Source organism: Streptomyces marokkonensis, assembly GCF_039539045.1.
GTDB lineage: Bacteria > Actinomycetota > Actinomycetes > Streptomycetales > Streptomycetaceae > Streptomyces > Streptomyces marokkonensis.
Map to the genome: position 1 here is coordinate 1 of NZ_BAABCQ010000182.1, position 14,927 is coordinate 14,927.

The window sequence follows — 14,927 nt, forward strand, 5'->3', positions numbered from 1 at the left end:
AACAGGACCCTCAGCAAGTCCTATCGTTGCGCGTCAAGAGCGCTTTCTGCGTTTCTGATCAACCACTGGACAGGCCATCTCGTGAAAGCGCGAGGCTAGCTAATGCTCATCGATGGCGAGGGCGCGGCTCCGCGGCGTATTCAGGACGTTGGTTCCGTCATGAGAGAGTCAACGTCGAGCCCTTCACACTCGCTCTGAGGCGTCGGCCCTTCGACCTCGGAGCCTCCTCAGCAGCAGGCGGGCCGCCAGGCCCAAGCCGACGCCTACGGTTGCACCGATGGAGTTGAAGAGCACATCATCGAGGTCCACGATGCGTCCGTTGCCCCCAAGCCATTGCACGAACTCGACGACGACAGCCGTCGCCACACACAGTCCGAGGCACTTCGCTGCGGAGAAGTGCGGGCGTGCTGTCGCCAGTAGGACGGGCAGTGGTACGAACATCAGCGCGTTCGCCACCCACTGCCGCACGACCATCTCCTTTTCGTAGGCAGTGACGTAGGCACTGTCCGCTCTCAGCGTTTCGATCCCCGGGCTCAGCCAGAGGCTGCCGCCACTCCCGCCGGTGCTGCCGTCGGAGGCGGTGAATGTTGCCACGGCGATTAGCATCAGCCAGAGAGCGAGCGCGAGAGAGCCGATGCGGCAAACGGTCCTGGGCCAACGAGTAGCGGCGTTCTGGAGCGCCAGCGCCCCCAGAGCCGTCAGCAACAACGCTGTCGCCACCGTTACCGGCGTCAGATACAGAATGACGCGCCACATGGCTCTCTCCTCTCGCTCCGGCGGAGCATATTGCACGGTCGCTCACCGAAGCACCGCTCTTGCGCACTCGCCTCCGCTCAACCCCCAATAGGGGCGGTCACGGAAGTCTCAGCAGTACCACTTTGAGATGTAGGTGTAGTCCTGCCACTTCATGACTCCCCGTACGCAGTTGTCGGAGCTCACGTTGAGGTGGCGGGAGTACGACGTGCAGGACCCCGCCCACACCCCGTAGAGGGGGGAGTCCATGATCTGCGCCGACAGATCACTGTAGTCCGACGCGTCGTACGCTATTTGGTACCCAAGCTGCACGTAAACATCGCCGGAGCCACTGCTCTTGCAGTACTCAGTGCGGTATGTACCGGTCCTGCCGGTGTCCGGGCCGATGATGCAGACTTCACCGTTGCTGAGGCTCCCACACTTCGCGACCTCCTGGACGCCAGACGTTCCGGCATTCGCAGGGCTGACGACCCCGAACACCAATGCCGCCACCGCGAAACCGACAGCTGATACAGCTCTTCTCATATGAGGCCCCTCCTGAAGGCCATGTGGGCGATTCACTCACCTGGTGCAAATGATCACCGCCGAGATCAACTGGATCATCTATGGCAGGTACGCGTCAATGCTGTCCTGAGGGTGGATTCGGCCAACTGCCGGAGGTTGGGGCGCATTTACGTACGTCGGGCCTTCCCTCTGCGCCACACCTCCCCAAGGGGTGCTCCGTCAAACGTGTGTACGTCCGGTGCCCTAGCCGAAGGTCACGACCTCGCTGGGCGGGTGGGTGCGGAGTGGCGGGCGGCCACCGCTGGTCATCGTGAGTTATGTGGCCAGACGACGAGACGATGGCCGCGGGGCCCCAGCATGGATTCCGAGCCGGACGACGGTACACCTCTGGTCTGCTACGGCGAGCAGCACTGGGCCGAGGCGGACCGGACAGCGATTACCGAGGGAATGGTGATCGCTCCGGACACCGAGGGCCGACCCACCCGCTACGTCGCCGACAAGGCGTGGTTCGACGAACTGTTCCCCGTGGACCTCAGCACCCCAGCTCCGGCTACGTCCGTAGCCCCCCCTCGACGCGCCCATGGGTGCCGGAAACGCGGCGGAAGCCGGTACCGCGACCACCGCGCACGGCCAGGCGGCCGCCGACCCGCGCGACCGACTGGCCGCGCTGCGCCGGGAGCTGCCCGCGCGGGTCGAGCTCGTTGAGGGGAGCTACCAGAAGGCGGTGGACGCCGCCCACACCCTGATGACGGACTTCGAAGAAGCGCACCGCCTGCGCGTCCAGCTCGAGGAAGAGCCGCTCCCTGCCGAGCAGCGGATCGAATGGATGGAGAAGCTGTCGAAGGCCCGAGCAGCAGCGCAGGCCAGCGTGACGACACTCGAACAGGTGGAGACACTGATCCTGAAGGTCTGACCGGACGCCCGTCCCGGCAACCGGTTCCGGCCGGTGCTGCACCTGTCCGGGTTCACGCCGCGGCTGCTGAAGCCGTGGGAGCAGGACGAACTGCCGTCGTACGGGCTCGGCGTCACCAACGTCGTCGCGCGGGCCAGCGCGCGGGCGGACGAGTTGAGTGCCGAGGAGTACCGGGAGGGCGGTCGGCTGCTGGCGCTGAAGGTGGTCCGGCTGCGGCCCCGTTGGCCGGCCGTGGTCGGTGTCACCGCCTACCGCGCGGCGTTCGACGACCGGAAGGCCCAGGTGGGCCCGCAGGCGCGCACGATCGGGGACACGCGCGTGTGGGTGCTGCCCAATCCCAGTGGTCTCAACGCCCATTGGACGGCGCAGACGATGGCGGAGGAGTTCGCGCGGCTACGGGTCGCGGCGGAGACGCAGACGCAGACGCAGACGCAGGCGGAGGCGGAGGCGCGGGGAAGCCGTCATGGGGGTGCCTGTTCCGTGACGACGGCCAGCAGCCGCACCTCGTCCGTCTCGTCCCGGTCCGCGACGGCCACCGCGGCCCAGCGGCCGGTGCCCTCCGCCTCCCAGAGGTACGCCACGCTCGCTCGGACGCTCAGGTCCGCCCACGGCTCGGGTATCTCCTCGGCTTCGGCGCGCAGCAGGACCGTCCGGAGGTTCCAGGGGTCCGTCTTCCCCCAGCGCCCGGCGAGGCGCTCGTACAGGGCGTCGCGGTACTCCTCGTACTGCTCCACCGTCACCGCCCGCTCCCCCTGGTCGCCGTCGCGCAGGCCGTGGCTGCTCTCCAGCACCGCCACGAAGCGGCCGGGTCTCCGTGTGCCCCAGTCCGACGGGCCGTGCTCCGCCGGGAAGGGCCGGAAGCACAGCTCGTCGATGAGGGCGATCTGCCGCGCGATGTCCATGCCCTCCAGTAAACCGGTCGGCACTGACAATTGGCGGTGCGTCAGCCGCGGGCAGCAGGCGTCAGGCGTCCCGGCTTCGCAGCCGCCAGGCTCCCGCGAGGAGGGCGGCCGCCACCCACAGCGCGGTCACCGCGAGTCCGGCCCAGGGCCCGAGGGTCCCGTCGTGCGCCCGGTACAGAACGACTTGCCCGGCCCTGTCCGGCAGGAAGTCCGTGACGCCGCCCGCCACGTCGCCGATCACGAAGGAGATGATGAGGATGAACGGGATCAGGGTCGCCAAAGTGGCCACGCCGCTGCGGAACAGGGCGGTGAGGCCGGCCGCCAGCAGGGCCATCAGCATGAAGTAGATCCCGCAGCCGACGACGCCGCGCACCTGCTCGCCGGTGGTGAGCCCGTCCGCCGCCGGGCCGAGGCCCGCCCGGGCCGCGCCGAGGGCGGCGAACGCGGTGACCAGCCCCACGACGAGCGCGGGTACGGCGACGACCACGAGCTTCGCCACGAACCACCGTCCGCGCCGCGGAACGGCGGCCAGGGAGAGCCGGATCCCGTTGCCGTGGTATTCGGACGAGACGGCCATGGCTCCGAAGGCGATGACGGCGATCTGACCGGGCATGACGCCGGACAGGGCCGTGAACAACGGGTCGAAGTCCGGGTCGGAGGTGTCGGATGCCCCGGCGAGTGCGGAGAAGGCGGTGGTGACCGCGAACGCGAGCAGCAGGGTGCCGCACAGCGAGCGCAGGGTGAGCACCTTGAGCGCCTCCGAACGGAGTACGGGCGTGAATGACATGGTCAGGCCTCCTGCGGCTGTGCGGTGAACTCGGTCTCGGCGGCCGTCAGGTCGAGATACGCCTGCTCCAGCGTGCCTTCGTCCGAGGACAGTTCGAGGATCGGGACTCCCGCGCCGGACATGGCGCGACCGATGTCGTTTACGCGCGCGTCGTGCACGGTCCAGTACCCGCCGTCCTGCTCCACGGCGTCGTGACCGTTCCGGGCCAGGGCGGCCTGCAGGGCGGTGGCGTCCGACGTACGGATGCGGACACGCGGCTGCACACGCGCGTCGATGAACTCCCGCACCGGGGTGTCGGCGAGGAGACGGCCCCGGCCGAGGACGACCAGGTGGTCGGCGAAGGACGCGGTTTCGTTCATCAGGTGGCTGGAGACCAGGACTGTCCGTCCCTCGGCCGCGAGCCCGCGCAGCAGTCCGCGGATCCAGATGATCCCCTCCGGGTCCAGCCCGTTGGAGGGCTCGTCCAGCATGACCACCTCGGGGTCGCCCAGCAGGGCGGCGGCGATGCCCAGCCGCTGGCGCATGCCCAGCGAGTACGTCCGCACCCGGTGGCGTGCCACCGACGCGATGCCCGTCTCCTCCATCACCTCGTCGACCCGGCGCGACGGGACGCGGTTGCTCGCCGCGAGGACGCGCAGGTGGTCCCGGGCGGTGCGCGAGCCGTGCGCGGCGTGCGCGTCGAGCAGGGCGCCGACGTGCCGCAACGGCTCGTGCAGGGTGGCGTAGGGGCGTCCGTCGACGGTCGCGGTCCCGGAGGTGGGCCGGTCCAGGCCCAGGACGAGCCGCATGGTGGTGGACTTCCCGGCGCCGTTGGGGCCGAGGAAGCCGGTGACGCGGCCGGGGCTCACGGTGAAGGTGAGGTCGTCGACGGCTCGTCGGGTGCCGTACTCCTTGACGAGGTTCTGGACGTCGATGCTGGTCATGAGAGCAGCGTGGCGGCTCGTACCGGGTCATGGCCTCCCCCGCCGGTGGAGAGCCTCTCCCCCGCGCGGGGGAGCCGCGCTGTCGGTGCCGGGTGGCACGATGACGGGATGGTCCGCCTGCTGCGCCCCCTGGTCCGAGGGACGACGTACACACGGCTGCTGCATCTGTGGGTGCCCATGCTCGTGGTGAGTGTGTGGGTGTTCATCGACGAGGCGACGCTGTGGGTCCCCGCGGCACTGCTGGTCCCCCTCGGGTTCGTCCCGGCCGTGCGGACCGGCGAAGGCGTGCAGGCCCGTCTGCTTCTCATGCCCGGCCACGAGGACTCCGCCTTCTCGGTCGTACCCTCGGGGAACTGGCGCGACCGCCTGCGCACGGTGGCGTGGCTGGGGCTGCGCATGGTGCTGGGCGCCCTGACCACGACCGTCTGTGTGTGGCTGCCGATCCTCACCGTCGAGCTGGTCCGGCTCGCCCAGGGACACCGGGTCGACGACATACCGGTTCTGCGCGAGGCCGAGCCGCACCGGGTGTACGCGCTCCTGGCGGTGCTCCCGCTCGTGGCCCTGTACGGCGCGGTGGTCGGCCTGGGCGTCGTGGCCACGGCGGCGGCCCGCGCGCTCCTCGGACCGTCCGCCGCCGAACGGCTCAGCGCCCTCGAGGAACGTACCGAGCAGCTCCTGGAGCGCAACCGCATCGCCCGCGAGCTGCACGACTCCATCGGTCACGCGCTGACCGTCGCCGTCGTGCAGGCGGGGGCCGCCCGCGCGGCGGACAGCCCCGAGTTCACCGACCGGGCCCTGATCGCGATCGAGGAGACCGGCAGAGCGGCCTTGGAGGATCTGGAGCGGGTCCTCGGTGTCCTGCGGGAGACGAGGGGGCCCGCGAGCGGCCGGCCGACGCTCGTGGAAGCCGACCGTCTCCTGGAGTCCGCCCGCGCCTCCGGGGCGAAGGTCGACGCGGAGGTCACGGGCCCCGTGGAGACCCTGCCGGGCCCCGTCTCCCGGGAGGGGTACCGCATCCTGCAGGAGTCGCTGACCAATGTGCTGCGGCACGCGGGTGCCGTGCCGGCGCGGGTCCGCGTCGAGGTGAGAGACGGTGCGCTCACCCTGGAGGTGCGAAACGCGCTGCCGGACGGGAGGGCCACGCCCGGACGCGGCAGCGGCCTGCGCGGTATACGCGAGCGTGCCGCGCTGCTGGGCGGCCGGGCGCACACAGGACCCGACGACGCCGGTGATTGGCAGGTGCGCGTCGAGCTGCCGCCGGGCTGATCTACGCTGGGCGGATGCCGGTCAGAGTGCTCCTCGTCGACGACGAACCCCTCGTACGCGCAGGTCTGCGGGCCGTGCTGGAGGCGCAGCCGGACATCGAGGTGGTCGGGGAGGCGGCCGACGGGGCGGCGGTCATTCCGCTGGTGCGGCAGGTGCGGCCGGACGTGGTCGCCATGGACGTCCGGATGCCGCTGCTGGACGGTATCGAGGCCACGCGCGCGCTGCTGCGGACGATGACCGACCCACCGAAGATCCTCGTGGTGACGACCTTCGAGAACGACGAGTACGTGTACGAGGCGCTGCGCGCGGGCGCCGACGGTTTCCTGCTGAAGCGGGCCCGGCCGGCCGAGATCGTGCACGCGGTGCGGCTGATCGCCGAGGGTGAGTCCCTGCTGTTCCCCGCCTCGGTCCGGCAGCTCGCCGCCGAGTACGGCGGCGGCAACCGGGCGGCCCGCGCGGAGCTGGAGCGGGCGCAGCTGACCGAGCGGGAGGGCGAGGTGCTGCGGCTGATGGCGCGCGGGTTGTCGAACGCGGAGATCGCCGCCCGGCTGGTCGTCGGCACGGAGACAGTGAAGTCGCACGTGAGCGCGGTACTGGCGAAGCTCGGGGCGCGGGACCGCACACAGGCGGTGATCACGGCGTACGAGTCGGGGTTCGTGGCACCCGGGTGAGGCGCTTGCCCGGCGGGGAAGGGGTGGACCGGCTCTCGCCGGGGCGGGCGGGCCGAGTACGATCCGGCCAACACGCGCACGAGCTGGGAGGACGGACGTTGGGCGGGCTGACCGGCGGGGATCCGTCGCTGCTGCGGAGGATCAACTCCGCTGTGGTGCTGCACGCGTTGCGTGCCACGGACTGTGCGACGCTGACAGAGATCACCCGGGTGACGGGGCTGTCCCGGCCGACCGTCGAGGGTGTCGTCGAAGGGCTCATCGAGGCGGGTCTCGTCATCGAGGCGGCCGCCGACGAGGGCACGGCCCGACGGCAGGGGCGGCCCGCGCGGCGGTTCAGGTTCCGGGCGGAGGCCGGGCACCTGCTCGGTCTGGAGATCGGGCCGCACCGCGTCGCCGCGCTCCTGTCCGGCCTGGACGGCCGGGTGATCGGCGCCCAGGCCAAGGACGTCGACGAGAGCGCCCCGGCCGACGAGCGGCTGGAGCGGCTGCGCACGGCGGTCGCCGAGCTGCTGCGCCGGGCCGGTGTGGCCCGCGGGTCGCTGCGTGCCGTGGGAGCGGCCACGCCTGGGATCGTCGAGGCGGACGGCACGGTCCGGCTGGGCACCGCGCTGCCCGGGTGGACCGGGCTCCGTCTGGGTGAGCGGCTGAGCCGTTCCTTCAAGTGCCCCGTGCTGGTCGAGAACGACGCGAACGCGGCGGCGGTGGCCGAGCACTGGAAGGGCGCCGCCACCGAGTCCGACGACATCGTGTTCGTGCTGGCCGGGCTGAGCCCGGGGGCCGGGGCGCTGATCGGCGGGCGGCTGCACCGGGGGTACGGCGGGGCGGCCGGCGAGACCGGCGCGCTGCATCTGCTGGGCCGGGACGTGACTCCGGAGACGCTGCTGTCCACCACGGACCAGCCGCTGCACCCGCTGGACGAGCAGGCCGTCGCCAAGGTGTTCGCCGAGGCCCGTGAGGGCGACCTGCGGGCCCGTGCGGCTGTCGAACGTTACATCCAGCGGCTGGTGCACGACGTGGCGGCGATGGTGCTGGCCCTCGACCCCGAGCTCGTCGTCATCGGTGGCTGGGCGGCGGGGCTGGACGACGTGCTGGAGCCGTTGCGGCGGGAGCTGGCGCGCTACTGCCTGCGCCCGCCGAAACTGACCTTGTCCCTCCTCGGCGAAGCGGCCGTGGCGACCGGCGCGCTGCGGCTGGCCCTCGACCATGTGGAGGAGCAGCTGTTCGCGGTCGAGGGCGCGACGGCCCGCCGCTGACCTGCCGAAACCGGTCCGGACCGGTCAGGAGGCCCGGGTCTCGGGGCCGTGGTGGATCTCCACGTCGCCGAGGTCCCCGAACGTGAGGCGGCAGGTGTCCGCACGGTAGGTGGCGACGGAGAGCGCGGCGGTGCGGCCCTGGGCGAGGTAGCGGGTGGTGACCACGAGGACGGGCGCTCCGGGGAGGCGGTCCAGTTCCTTCGCGTCCTCCGCGCCGGCCGATCCGAGCTCCACGGCGCTCTCCTGCCGCTCCAGTTCACCGCGCTGCAGTTCGCGGAGCACGGCACGCGCGCGTGCGGTGCCGGAAGGCGCGTCGATGGCGGTGAGGCCGGGCACCGCGGCGGGCGGGACGTACAGCAGTTCCGCCGCGACGGGCTGCCCGTGCGTCACCAGGGAGCGGCGGACGGTGTGCACGGGCTCGTCCCGGCCGGTGCCCAGCGAGTCCGCGACGGCCGCGGACGGAGCCGCGAGGGCGCAGTCGGCCGGCTGCCAGGTGTCGTCGGCGGTCCCGGGCCAGACATGCCGCCGGGTGCCGACGGCCACGCCGACGCGCGGTGGGGCGACGGTCGTGCCCACGCCGCGGCGGCGCTGGAGCCTGCCTTCCAGTTCGAGCTGCTCCAGGGCCTGGCGGAGAGTGGCACGGGCGACCCCGAACCGGGCGGCGAGGTCCCGCTCGTTGGGCAGGACCTCACCCACCGAGAACTCCGAGTCCAGGGCCTCGCTGAGCACGGTCCTGAGATGCCAGTACTTCGGTTCCGGCACCGGTTCCAACTGCGTGGTCCCCACCCTGTCCTCCGCAATCACCGTGGTCCGGCGGCGTTTTGACGCCCTTGTTTATTAAAGGTTGTTGCAGTTCTCTGCGACCCTAAAACGGCCCACACCCTTGGTCAAGACCAATCCGGCGACAGGACGACGAAGCCCCCGCCGCGGGGACGGGGGCTCGGGGCGCGCCGGGGAGGCGGGCGGCTAGGCGAGGGCGGCCAGGGACCGCAGCTTGTCGGGGTTGCGGATGACGTACACCGATTGGACGCGGCCGTCGGCCACGTCCAGCTGGAGGACTGAGTCGGGTTTGTTCCCGGACAGGGCCAGCAGGGCCGGGCCTCCGTTGAGCTCCAGGAAGCGGAACGAGGCGTCCGGGATCCCCTTCCGCGCGGCACCCTTCAGGAAGCGGGCCACCTTGGCGGAGGTCTCCAGGACGCGCAGAGGGGCCCTGGACTTGCCTCCGCTGTCGCCGACCAGGCGGACGTCCGGGGCGAGCAGCGCCATGAGCCCTTCCAGGTCACCGTTGACCGCGGCGGCGAGGATGCCTTCGGTGAGATCCCGGCGCTGTGCCGGATCGACGTCGTAGCGGGGCCGCCGCTCGTCGACGTGCTTGCGGGCCCGGCCGGCGAGCTGGCGTACCGCGGCCTCTTGGCGCTCCAGCATCGTGGCGATCTCGGCGTACGGGTAGCCGAACGCCTCCCTCAGGACGAACACCGCCCGCTCCAGCGGTGAAAGCGACTCCAGGATGACGAGGACGGCGAGGGAGACGGAGTCGGCGAGGACGGCTCGCTCCGCGGTGTCCGGCACGGCGTCCCCGAAGTCGGTCACACAGGGCTCGGGCAGCCACGGGCCGACGTACATCTCGCCCCGCGACTTGATCTGGCGCAGCCGGTCGATGGCGAGGCGCGTGGTGACGCGTACCAGGAAGCCGCGTGGCTCGCGGACACCGGAGCGGTCGGCGCCGGACCAGCGCAGCCAGGCCTCCTGGACCACGTCCTCCGCGTCGGCCAGCCGGCCCAGCATGCGGTAGGCGACTCCCAGGAGGACGGGGCGGTGCTCTTCGAAGACGTCGGTCGCGGTTTCGATGGTCACCGCACCATCCCAGCGGACTCGTCCGGCCGTGTCCAGGCGGAGTCACCACCGGCCGTCGCCACCGTCGGCGAAGAGTGACACCCGGGGCTGCCCGTCGGTCGAAAAGGAGTCCCATGTCCGCAACGCTCTCCTTCACGGCCCCCACGGCAGCCGTGCTCAGCAGGCGAGTGCCCTGAGGACCTCCTTCAGCACGGTCGGGTTGTAGGGCATGCTCACGTGCGGCGTGCGGTCGTCCGGGTCGATGTCCTGGAGGACGATGTTGTCGACGTAGCGGCCCTCGGCCTGCTCGAGCGCGCACGAGGTGTACGGGGTGACCACGTCGTCGTACCGGGTGGCGATGACGGTGTGCCGGACGCCCTCCGTCGTCTCGCCGAGACCGGCCAGCTCACGCTGGAAGGGGTGATCGTGCTGGAGCTGCGGCCAGGCCGGCACGACCTCCCCGACGGCGCCCTGCTCGAGCAGTTCCACCGCTCCGGGGATCTGGCGGGCGAGGTTCATCAGGCCCTGGGCCGTGAGTCCGTGGTTGCTGGGTGCGATGCCGACGAAACTGTGCACCTTGGGCCCTCCGCCGAGGGCGTTCAGGTAGTAGCGCGGCATCATGCCGCCCTGCGAGAAGCCGACGAGGTCGACCTGTCGTTCGCCCGTGCGTCGCAGCACCTCCTCGACGAAGTCGGCGAGCTGCCGGGCGGAGTGTTTGATGTCGCCGAGCCCGAAGATCACCGGATTGCCGTGCTGGCCGTAGTCGAGCCGGAAGATCCGGTGGCCGTGCTGCCGCAGCAGGGGCGCGGCCGAGGTCCAGGTGTAGCCGCGGTTGCCGAAGGTGCCGTGCACGAGCACCACGGGGCGGGGATGTTCCTCGGTCGCCGGGACGTTCCAGTCGTCCTCCCCCGGCTGTACGTCGACGGTGGCGATGACCTGGGCGCCACCGGACTGCGCGAGTTGGGCGAGGCGGTGCGGGGCCTCCCTGTGGTCCGTGACGGCGTCGTCCGAATTGAATCCGGGGATGCGGGGATTCGGGAAGCTCACGACGATCTCCCTGTCGTTGGTAAGGCCGTTGGGTTCGCTCTGACTTCTCAGTCTCGCGTCCATCGAATTCCACAACGATCCCTCGACGGGGGGAAAGAATTCCTTCCATCGAGTCATTAGGGTTCGTTCATTCGAAGGGGCCCTACGGCCAGTCGCGCGGCGGCACCACGCAGCAGACGCACGTACCGGCCGCACCTGACGGGGTGGGCCACCCGCCCGGTCAGGGCCCGTTCGGCGCAGTCCAGGCTGCGCCCGAACGCCGCGTCGTGCAGGGGCCGGACGACCAGCGCCCAGCCCAGCCAGCGCACCCCCCGCGGACGGACCACAAGGGTGTTGCGCAGCACGGTCCGTCCCTCGTCGAGGCTTTCGACGCTGAACTCGTGAAAGCCCTCGAAGCCCCGCGGACCGGTGAACCGGAAGCGCACCCACCGGCCGGGCACATAGTGGCTCACCACATACCGCACCGGTCCGTGGCCGCCGGGGACGCCGACGGCCAGAGGCCCTTCGAAACGTACGGGCGGCCAGTCGGGCGGCCAAAGGCGGTCGTTCTCGCTTCCCAGCGAGTCGATCAGGGCGCCGACCTCTTCGGACGGGGCGGACAGGGAGCGTTCATGGACATTGAGCACGGCGATCACGGAATACAGAATGCCCCTTCCCGCCCGCTCGGGACTCCCGCGAAACACGGCCGGTCCCGAAAGCACGCCCGGAGCGCGTTTCCCGGTCCGTGCGCCGTCGATCGCACGCCAACGCGCGGTCAGGGACAGGTCGTTGCGCGTGGGGGGTGCGGTGGGGCCCGAGCGTAAGGACAGGTGAGACGGAAGCAGTCGCCGTACGACTGGACAACGAGGGGAAGTTGGACATGACCCAGGGGCCCGTCGCGCCCGAGTCGTTTGAAGAAGAACCGAGTTGGTCTTCCATACCTCCGGAGGCGTTGCCCGCTTCGTGGCAGCCCCTGCTCGGCCGTCCCCGCCTGGCCGAGCTGCTCGGGCATCCCCTCGCGGGTGCCGCACTGACGCGGCTGCGCCGACTGCCCCCGCCCGTCGCCGTGCACTCCCTGCGTACGTTCCTGCTGGCGGACTCCTGTGCTCGGACCCGGGGCATCGCCTACGACCGGGTCGGGCTGCTGGCCGCCGCCGCTTTCCACGACGCCGGGCTGGTGGGCCGCACGCCGCTCGGGCGAGGTGGATTCCCGGCCCGTTCAGCCGAGTTGCTCGACTCCTTCCTGGCCGGGCACGCGGTGGGCGTCGAACGGCGCGGGGCCCTGACCCGCGCGGTGCGCGAGCACATGCGGCCGTTCCCCGCACGTGATGCCGGGCCAGAGGCGCGGCTGCTGCACTTCGGTGCGTGGCTCGACGTCACCGGGCGCGGCGAGCGCCTCGTTCCGGGAGACCGGCGCCGGCTGTCCGAAGTGGCGCCCACCGACTGGTTCGCCGTCTCCTTCTCCGCCCGGGTGGCGGCCTGCGGGCTGCGCCGGGTACTGCCGGTTTTCCCGGTCGCCCACCGGTGACCGGGAAAACCGGGCAATTCGCTCTTCCCGTCGCGAAAGGAACCGCAGACATGCAAGAGGACCAGCGTGTTTTCGATGTCGCCATCGTCGGTGGCGGCATCGGCGGGACGATGCTGGGGGCCGTACTCGCCCGCAACGGTGTGCGCGTGCTGCTGCTGGAGGGCAGCGGACACCCCCGCTTCGCCATCGGAGAGTCCACTGTCCCCGAGACCACCTTCGGCCTACGGGTGCTGGCCCGCCGCTACGGCGTCCCGGAGATCGAGCACCTGGCGACCAACGGAACGCTGCGCCGGCACGTGTCGTCGAACTGCGGGGTCAAGCGGAACTTCAGCTTCGTCTACCACCGCGAGGACGAGCCGACCCGGGCCGACGAGTGCACCCAGTACCCGACCTGGGGGCCGCCGCTCGGTCCGGACTCGCACTACTTCCGGCAGGACGTGGACGCGTACATGTTCCACGTGGCCGTGTCCTACGGCGTCACCGCGTACACCCACACCCTGGTGGACGACGTGAAGTTCGAGGAGGACGGCGCCACCCTGGTCACGCGGGAGCGGGGCACCTTCCGGGCGTCCTACGTGGTCGACGCCGGCGGGATGCGGGCCGTGCTGCCCGAACGTCTCGGGCTGCGGCAGGAGCCGTCGTACCGCACCCGGTCACGCACGATCTTCACGCACATGGTGGACGTGCGCCCCTTCGACACCGTGGCGCCGCCGCGCGAGCAGCACGGCATGCCCAGCCCGTTCAGCCAGGGGACGCTCCACCACATGTTCCGGGGCGGCTGGTTCTGGGTGATTCCGTTCGACAACCAGTCGACGAGCACCAGTGAGCTGTGCAGCGTCGGCGTCAACCTCGACCTGGACCGGTACCCCCGTCCGGACGATGTCTCGGCGGAGGAGGAGTTCTGGCGCCATGTGCGCCGGTTCCCCAGTGTGGCGCGGCAGTTCGAGCAGGCCCGGGCGGTACGGCCGTACGTGTCGACCGACCGCACCCAGTTCGCGTCGCAGAAGGTCGTCGGCGACCGGTGGTGCCTGCTGCCGCACGCCAGCGACTTCATCGACCCCCTCTTCTCCAGCGGCCTCGCGGTCACCGTGATGGCGCTCAACGCGCTGGGCCACCGGCTCATCGAGGCCGTGCGCCAGGACGACTTCGACACCGCCCGGTTCGCCTACCTGGACCACTGGACCAAGCGCATGTTCCGCTTCTACGACGACCTGGTGTCCTGCAGTTACATCTCGTTCGACGACTTCGACCTGTGGAACGCCTGGAACCGGGTGTGGACCATCACCACTCTGTATGGCACCAACGCCCAGAACCAGGCCGCCGTGGCCTTCGAGAAGACGAACGACCCGGCCTGCTTCGACGCGCTCGAACTGCCGCCCTACCGGGGTCTCCAGGGTGTCGACAATCCATGGGTGGAGCGGCTGTTCGACCAGTCCAGGGACGCCGTACTCGCCTACCACGCGGGAGAGTTGACGAAGGACCGGACGATCGCGCGCATCTACGGACTGCTGCGCGAGAGCGAACTCTGCCCCGCGGTGTGGGGCACCCTCGATCCCGAAGACCGCTGCCCCTCCGGCGTGTTCACCCTGTGGCCGCTGACGAAGATCCTGCTGTGGGGCAAATTCCGCTCACCGCGGCACGTGCGCGGGTCCTACTTCACCGGCGGCGCGCGGATGGTGGGCAGGGAGGCCGTCCAGGCGTACACCACCGAGCTGCGCGCCGGCGGCTCCCAAGTGCACCAGACCGTACGGGACATGTGGTTCAACTGGAACCGCGACTGGACCCGGCGTCCGGCTCCGCGGAAATGACCGCGAAAAATCATTCCTGCCGACCGGTGGAGGTACACATTCCGGTTTGCCTCCCGAAGGCCTCGGGTAGGAAAACCACATGGTCGACGAATAGAAAGTCGACTGCGGTTCTCCCTGCTCAATCCGAGAGACAACGGGCTGCAATCCACAATGGTGAGACATTCCACCTGCCAATCGCCCGCTGAATGCTCCTGGGAAGACATCTTCCAGCATCAGGACCGCCTCATGCGGTTGGTTCGGCGAAGACTGCCCAGTTTTCAGGACGCCGAGGACTGCGTTCAGGAAACGATGGCCCGCGCAGCCGCCCACGCCGCGTTGGACAGGAACCGGCTCGGTTCCTTCCTGACGTCCGTGGCACTTCGCCTCTGCATCGACTTCTACCGTGACATGGAGCGCCGCAGCAGACTTCTGCAGCGTGCGGCACCCATGGACGCCTCCGGCACGACCGAGGAGGACGTCTGCGACGAAGACTTCGGCAGATGGCTGCTGGGCCAGGTGAAACACCTGCGCGGACGTGAACAGGAGGTCATACTCGCCCGCGCCAAGGGGATTTCGACTGCGGAGTTCGCCCGCATACACAACATTTCCGTCAAGGCGGCCGAGGCCGCCTTCACCAGGGGCCGCGCGCGACTCAAGAATGCGTGCGCCAAATCCCTGGAAGGCTGCGTCCAATAACGGGCGAGAGCCATTTCCCTGGCATCACAGGAAAACGGAAAGGGACCCCGCTCATGTCCAATGACAAAAACCTCCAGGACATCCT

16 protein-coding genes and 1 pseudogene are annotated in these 14,927 nt (G+C 70.3%); 8 read left to right on the forward strand and 9 right to left on the reverse strand.

Annotation, left to right across the window (positions count from 1 at the left end; genetic code table 11):
* Positions 1-183: 183 nt before the first annotated feature.
* Together ABEA26_RS30705 and ABEA26_RS30710 are read right to left on the reverse strand one after the other, a co-directional pair.
* Positions 184-756, reverse strand: coding sequence for a VanZ family protein (locus tag ABEA26_RS30705; protein WP_345596679.1), 573 nt, complete (start codon positions 754-756; stop codon positions 184-186).
* Between the two features lie 108 nt (positions 757-864).
* Entirely contained in the window at positions 865-1,278 is a 414-nt protein-coding gene (locus tag ABEA26_RS30710) for a hypothetical protein (RefSeq protein WP_345596680.1), read from the reverse strand.
* 559 nt (positions 1,279-1,837) lie between these two features.
* Here ABEA26_RS30710 and ABEA26_RS30715 point away from each other — a divergent pair.
* Together ABEA26_RS30715 and ABEA26_RS30720 are read left to right on the forward strand one after the other, a co-directional pair.
* Complete coding sequence (locus ABEA26_RS30715) at positions 1,838-2,170, forward strand: enolase-like domain-containing protein (RefSeq protein ID WP_345596681.1); 333 nt, start codon at positions 1,838-1,840, stop codon at positions 2,168-2,170.
* A 6-nt stretch (positions 2,171-2,176) separates the two neighbouring features.
* Positions 2,177-2,581, forward strand: a pseudogene (locus ABEA26_RS30720) (mismatch-specific DNA-glycosylase); the annotation flags it as partial.
* A 50-nt stretch (positions 2,582-2,631) separates the two neighbouring features.
* On the opposite strand, the gene ABEA26_RS30725 reads toward ABEA26_RS30720, so the two are convergent.
* The 3 genes from ABEA26_RS30725 to ABEA26_RS30735 all read right to left on the reverse strand — a co-directional run bounded on the left by ABEA26_RS30725 (position 2,632) and on the right by ABEA26_RS30735 (position 4,782).
* Entirely contained in the window at positions 2,632-3,072 is a 441-nt protein-coding gene (locus ABEA26_RS30725) for a hypothetical protein (RefSeq protein WP_345596682.1), read from the reverse strand.
* 61 nt (positions 3,073-3,133) lie between these two features.
* Positions 3,134-3,859 (reverse strand): ABC transporter permease, encoded by a 726-nt coding sequence (locus ABEA26_RS30730; RefSeq protein WP_345596683.1) that lies wholly within the window; start codon positions 3,857-3,859, stop codon positions 3,134-3,136.
* A 2-nt stretch (positions 3,860-3,861) separates the two neighbouring features.
* Positions 3,862-4,782 (reverse strand): ABC transporter ATP-binding protein, encoded by a 921-nt coding sequence (locus ABEA26_RS30735; protein ID WP_345596685.1) that lies wholly within the window; start codon positions 4,780-4,782, stop codon positions 3,862-3,864.
* Positions 4,783-4,890: 108 nt separating this feature from the next.
* Between ABEA26_RS30735 and ABEA26_RS30740 the strand changes: the two genes are divergently transcribed.
* From ABEA26_RS30740 to ABEA26_RS30750, 3 genes are all read left to right on the forward strand, one after another.
* Positions 4,891-6,048 carry a sensor histidine kinase gene (locus tag ABEA26_RS30740; protein ID WP_345596688.1) on the forward strand — a complete coding sequence of 386 codons (1,158 nt, stop codon included), beginning with the start codon at positions 4,891-4,893 and terminating at the stop codon, positions 6,046-6,048.
* A gap of 14 nt (positions 6,049-6,062) precedes the next feature.
* Positions 6,063-6,719 carry a response regulator transcription factor gene (locus ABEA26_RS30745; protein WP_345596690.1) on the forward strand — a complete coding sequence of 219 codons (657 nt, stop codon included), beginning with the start codon at positions 6,063-6,065 and terminating at the stop codon, positions 6,717-6,719.
* A 98-nt stretch (positions 6,720-6,817) separates the two neighbouring features.
* Positions 6,818-7,972: an ROK family transcriptional regulator gene (locus ABEA26_RS30750; protein ID WP_345596692.1), complete on the forward strand. Its 1,155-nt coding sequence runs from the start codon at positions 6,818-6,820 to the stop codon at positions 7,970-7,972.
* A 24-nt stretch (positions 7,973-7,996) separates the two neighbouring features.
* Here the strand turns inward: ABEA26_RS30750 and ABEA26_RS30755 are convergent, their stop codons facing one another.
* From ABEA26_RS30755 to ABEA26_RS30770, 4 genes are all read right to left on the reverse strand, one after another.
* The gene (locus ABEA26_RS30755; RefSeq protein ID WP_345596694.1) at positions 7,997-8,758 is read right to left on the reverse strand and encodes a GntR family transcriptional regulator; all 762 of its coding nucleotides are present in this window, start codon (positions 8,756-8,758) and stop codon (positions 7,997-7,999) included.
* Between the two features lie 180 nt (positions 8,759-8,938).
* A complete protein-coding gene (gene sigJ / locus ABEA26_RS30760) occupies positions 8,939-9,826 on the reverse strand; it encodes an RNA polymerase sigma factor SigJ (RefSeq protein ID WP_345596696.1) in 888 nt (295 codons plus the stop codon).
* A gap of 156 nt (positions 9,827-9,982) precedes the next feature.
* Positions 9,983-10,852: an esterase/lipase family protein gene (locus ABEA26_RS30765; RefSeq protein WP_345596698.1), complete on the reverse strand. Its 870-nt coding sequence runs from the start codon at positions 10,850-10,852 to the stop codon at positions 9,983-9,985.
* Between the two features lie 116 nt (positions 10,853-10,968).
* Positions 10,969-11,484 carry an SRPBCC family protein gene (locus ABEA26_RS30770; protein ID WP_345596704.1) on the reverse strand — a complete coding sequence of 172 codons (516 nt, stop codon included), beginning with the start codon at positions 11,482-11,484 and terminating at the stop codon, positions 10,969-10,971.
* Positions 11,485-11,783: 299 nt separating this feature from the next.
* Between ABEA26_RS30770 and ABEA26_RS30775 the strand changes: the two genes are divergently transcribed.
* From ABEA26_RS30775 to ABEA26_RS30785, 3 genes are all read left to right on the forward strand, one after another.
* The gene (locus tag ABEA26_RS30775) at positions 11,784-12,359 is read left to right on the forward strand and encodes an HD domain-containing protein (RefSeq protein WP_345596699.1); all 576 of its coding nucleotides are present in this window, start codon (positions 11,784-11,786) and stop codon (positions 12,357-12,359) included.
* 50 nt (positions 12,360-12,409) lie between these two features.
* The gene (locus ABEA26_RS30780; protein ID WP_345596701.1) at positions 12,410-14,167 is read left to right on the forward strand and encodes an NAD(P)/FAD-dependent oxidoreductase; all 1,758 of its coding nucleotides are present in this window, start codon (positions 12,410-12,412) and stop codon (positions 14,165-14,167) included.
* A 150-nt stretch (positions 14,168-14,317) separates the two neighbouring features.
* On the forward strand, positions 14,318-14,842 hold the full coding sequence (locus ABEA26_RS30785) for an RNA polymerase sigma factor (RefSeq protein ID WP_345596703.1): 525 nt from the start codon (positions 14,318-14,320) through the stop codon (positions 14,840-14,842).
* Positions 14,843-14,927 lie beyond the last annotated feature (85 nt).

Coding starts and splice junctions, on each gene's coding strand:
- ABEA26_RS30705 (WP_345596679.1), bottom strand. CDS start 756: ATGTGGCGCGTCATTCTGTATCTGACGCCGGTAACGGTGGCGACAGCG.
- ABEA26_RS30710 (WP_345596680.1), bottom strand. CDS start 1,278: ATGAGAAGAGCTGTATCAGCTGTCGGTTTCGCGGTGGCGGCATTGGTG.
- ABEA26_RS30715 (WP_345596681.1), top strand. CDS start 1,838: ATGGGTGCCGGAAACGCGGCGGAAGCCGGTACCGCGACCACCGCGCAC.
- ABEA26_RS30725 (WP_345596682.1), bottom strand. CDS start 3,072: ATGGACATCGCGCGGCAGATCGCCCTCATCGACGAGCTGTGCTTCCGG.
- ABEA26_RS30730 (WP_345596683.1), bottom strand. CDS start 3,859: ATGTCATTCACGCCCGTACTCCGTTCGGAGGCGCTCAAGGTGCTCACC.
- ABEA26_RS30735 (WP_345596685.1), bottom strand. CDS start 4,782: ATGACCAGCATCGACGTCCAGAACCTCGTCAAGGAGTACGGCACCCGA.
- ABEA26_RS30740 (WP_345596688.1), top strand. CDS start 4,891: ATGGTCCGCCTGCTGCGCCCCCTGGTCCGAGGGACGACGTACACACGG.
- ABEA26_RS30745 (WP_345596690.1), top strand. CDS start 6,063: ATGCCGGTCAGAGTGCTCCTCGTCGACGACGAACCCCTCGTACGCGCA.
- ABEA26_RS30780 (WP_345596701.1), top strand. CDS start 12,410: ATGCAAGAGGACCAGCGTGTTTTCGATGTCGCCATCGTCGGTGGCGGC.
- ABEA26_RS30785 (WP_345596703.1), top strand. CDS start 14,318: ATGGTGAGACATTCCACCTGCCAATCGCCCGCTGAATGCTCCTGGGAA.